Origin of the sequence: Streptomyces sp. FH025 (genome assembly GCF_017427025.1) — a bacterium.
Classification (GTDB): Bacteria; Actinomycetota; Actinomycetes; order Streptomycetales; family Streptomycetaceae; genus Kitasatospora.
The window spans coordinates 1-3,372 of record NZ_JAFLNG010000773.1 but is presented as its reverse complement, the minus strand read 5'-3'; the positions used below and the strand labels follow the sequence as shown (position 1 = coordinate 3,372).

The window sequence follows — 3,372 nt, the reverse complement described above, 5'->3', positions numbered from 1 at the left end:
GGTGCTAGAGTTTCTTCTCGTTGGGGCTGTGGCGCAGTCCGGTAGCGCACCTCGTTCGCATCGAGGGGGTCAGGGGTTCGAATCCCCTCAGCTCCACCCAACGGATCGGCTCCGGCCGGTTCGACGAAATCCCGCCGGGAGTCAACTCCCGGCGGGATTTCGCGTTTTGGGGATCCGATGGGCTCAAGGGCGAGCTGTGGCGGAGGTCACAGATGGCTCCCTCGGGGCGTTTTCTGACGCCGTTTGGGCCTCAGGGGGGTCGGTTATGGTGGGTGGGCCCAGACGCTGACGAGGGAACGATCTGGTCTATCTCAACGGGGTGCCATCGCGGTGCGCGAGTTCGGTCTGAAACGGTGGACGCGGCAGGCGGACCCGGAGGAACCCGACGGAACCCCGGCCACCGGAAGACCGAATTCCTGGACGGTGGCGGCGTCCTGCGCGGCGGTGGTGTCGCTGGCGGCATTCGTCGTGGTGCGGCACCTGCACGGGGCCAACATGGTCGACATGCTGGTCTACCAGGCCGAGGGCCAGGCCGTGGTCGACGGCCAGGACCTGTACGCGATGCGGCTGCCCGGCTGGGACCTGCCGGCCACCTACCCGCCGTTCGCCGCGATGCTCTTCGTGCCGAGCACCTGGTTCGGCGAGGCCGGCCTGCGCGTCCTGGTGATGCTCCTCAACTACGCGCTGCTCGCCCTGGCCGTGCACCTCTCCCTCAAGCTGGCCGGCTGGCCCACCAGGCGCCACCGCCCGGCCGCCGTGATCCTGGCGACCGGCCTCGCGGTCTGGCTGGAGCCGGTCTACACCACCTTCCAGTACGGCCAGGTCAACCTCGGCATCCTGTGCCTGGTGCTGTGGGACCTGACCCGCTCGGACCGGAACCGGTTCAAGGGCGTGGGCATCGGCCTGGCCACCGCCATCAAGATCACCCCGGGCCTGTTCGCCGTCTACCTGTTCCTGACCGGCCGCGTCCGGGCCGCCCTGGTCTCCGCCGGCACCTTCCTGGCGGCCGGCCTGATCGGCTGGATCGTGCTGCCGGACGCCTCGTACGGCTTCTGGACCAACTACCTCTGGGACCCGAGCAGGGTCGGCGTCACCGTCCTGGTGGACAACCAGTCGCTGCGCGGGGCCGTCTGCCGGCTGCTCGACGTCAACGACCCCGGCACGGTCGGGCTGATCGCCACCGCGCTGGTCGGCACGCTCGGGCTCGGGGTGGCGGTGCTGGCCGGGCGCTCAGCCCGGGTGCTGCGCCGGGCGGACGCCTGGGGCGCCGTCGCCACCGCGTTCACCGCGCTGCTGGTCTCGCCGATCAGCTGGACCCACCACTGGGTCTGGTGCGTCCCGCTCATCGCCCTGCTGGTCGCCGAGGCCAGGACCCTGGCGCGGCAGGCCCTGCTGGCGGTGACCCTCGCGGTGTTCCTCTCCCACGTGATGTGGACGGTGCCGCACCGCTGGGGCCGGGGCGTCGCCTGGTACTGGCAGCTGCCCGGTTCGATCTACCCGCCGCTGGGCATCGCCGTCCTGGTCGTGCTCGGCCTGCGGCTGTACCGCGCCCGGCGCCAGGCCGTCGACGCCTCCGCCGGGGCCTGGGCGCTGCTGGGCGCCAAGCTCGACCGTGACCCCGCCCTGACCAATCGGACCTGACGGATCAGAGTCGACGTGACCACCCAGACCGCAACCCCGTCGCCGCCCCGGGCCGCCGCGCCCGCCACCCGCCGGGCGGTGGACGCCCTGCGCTCGCCGGCCCGGCGCACCGTGCTGCTCGGCGTGCTGTGCTTCACGGTGATGTGCGCCATCGGCATGCAGGGCTGGATCTCCGTCTCGCTCGGCGGCTTCGACCTCGGCATCTTCGACCAGGGCACGCGCGGCTACGCCCACTTCGGGCTGCCCGTCTCGACGCTGAAGAGCTACCACCACGAGTTCCCGCCCGGGTTCTCGCTGCTGGGCGACCACTTCTCCCCGGTGCTGGCGCTGATCGCGCCGCTGTACTGGATCTGGGACGACCCGCGCTCGCTGATCATCGGGCAGGCGCTGCTGTTCGCGCTCGGGGTGCCGCTGATCCGGCGCATCGCCGCGCACGCCTTCGCCGCCGCCCAGCCGCGCACCGCCCGTCGGGCCGCCGACGTGGCCGGGCTGGTCTACGCGCTCGGCTGGCCGCTGCTGGTCGCCTCCCGGGTCGGCTTCCACGAGGTGGCCTTCGCCGTCCCGCTGACCCTGCTCATGCTGGAGCGCGGCCTGGCCCGCCGGTACGGCACGGTGGTGCTCGCCGCCGTGCTGCTGTGCTGCACCAAGGAGGACATGGGCCTCATGGTCGGCGCGTACGGCCTGGTGCTGCTGCTGCGCACCCGCCGTACCGAGGACCGCGCCGGGCGCTTCACCGGGCTCGGACTGCTGCTCGGCGGGCCGATCGCCTCGGCGGTGGCGATCACCTGGCTGATCCCGGCGATGGGCGGTGAGCCGGGCTACTACTGGAACTACGACGCGCTCGGTGCGGACGGCGGCGACGTGCTGAAGCACCTGCTGCACAACCCGTTCCTGCTGGTGCAGGCGGCCTTCGACCAGCCGCTCAAGCCGCTGCTGCTGCTCTGGCTGTTCGGCACCCTGTTCCTGCTGCCGCTGCGCTCGGCCACCGTGCTGTGCGCGGTGCCGCTGCTGGCCGAGCGGATCCTGTCCAGCAACCCCAACCACTGGTCGATCGCCCGGCACTACGACTCGATGCTCTGGCCGATCCTGCTGACCGCCGCCATCGAGGTGCTGGGGCGGATGAGCAGCGCCGAGCGGCCCGCGCGGACCGTCCGGCGGGCCCGGCTGCTGGGCCTGGGCGCGGCCGGGGTCGCGCTGGTGGCGGCCGTGCCGATCGGGCTGGTGCAGCTCGCGGTGCCGTCCTCCTGGGAGCCCAGGGCGAGCGAGGCGGCGCTGGTCCGGGCGGCCGCGCTGATCCCGGACGGCGCCTCGGTGGAGGCGGACAACCAGATCGCGCCGCGGCTGACCGCCCGGACGGACGTGGTGCTGGTGGACGGCACGCCGCGCGGGCGCGAGTACGTGCTGACCCGCTCCGACAAGCGCTCCTTCCCCTTCAAGACGGACAAGGAGCAGGCGGACCGGATCCAGCTGCTGCTGGCGCACGGCTACCGGCAGCTGTGGGCCGAGGACGGGGTCGTGCTGCTGCACCGGGAGGGCGATGAGCCGGTCCCGGGCGAGCACGTGCCGGGGCCGGGCAGCAAGCCGGTCCAGGACGAGGTCCCGTCCGACGTGGGGCACAACCTGTTCCGCGGCTGAGCGCCGCCGCTCCGGACATGCCCGAGGGCCGGTCGGAAGTGCTCCGGCCGGCCCCAGGGCCTGTCTTCGAACTCGCGTCTGCGGGGCGACGCCGGT

The 3,372-nt window shown here is 72.6% G+C and carries 2 protein-coding genes and 1 tRNA gene; all 3 read left to right on the top strand.

Going from position 1 to position 3,372, the window contains the following annotated elements; all coding sequences use genetic code 11:
• The first annotated feature begins 22 nt into the window (after positions 1–22).
• The 3 genes from J0670_RS33640 (at position 23) to J0670_RS33630 (ending at position 3,276) form a co-directional block, all read left to right on the top strand.
• Positions 23–96: transfer RNA gene (locus J0670_RS33640), tRNA-Ala, on the top strand.
• 327 nt (positions 97–423) lie between these two features.
• Positions 424–1,641, top strand: a complete 1,218-nt coding sequence (locus J0670_RS33635; RefSeq protein ID WP_207816065.1) for a glycosyltransferase 87 family protein — start codon at positions 424–426, stop codon at positions 1,639–1,641.
• 15 nt (positions 1,642–1,656) lie between these two features.
• Positions 1,657–3,276: a DUF2079 domain-containing protein gene (locus tag J0670_RS33630; RefSeq protein WP_307806807.1), complete on the top strand. Its 1,620-nt coding sequence runs from the start codon at positions 1,657–1,659 to the stop codon at positions 3,274–3,276.
• Positions 3,277–3,372 lie beyond the last annotated feature (96 nt).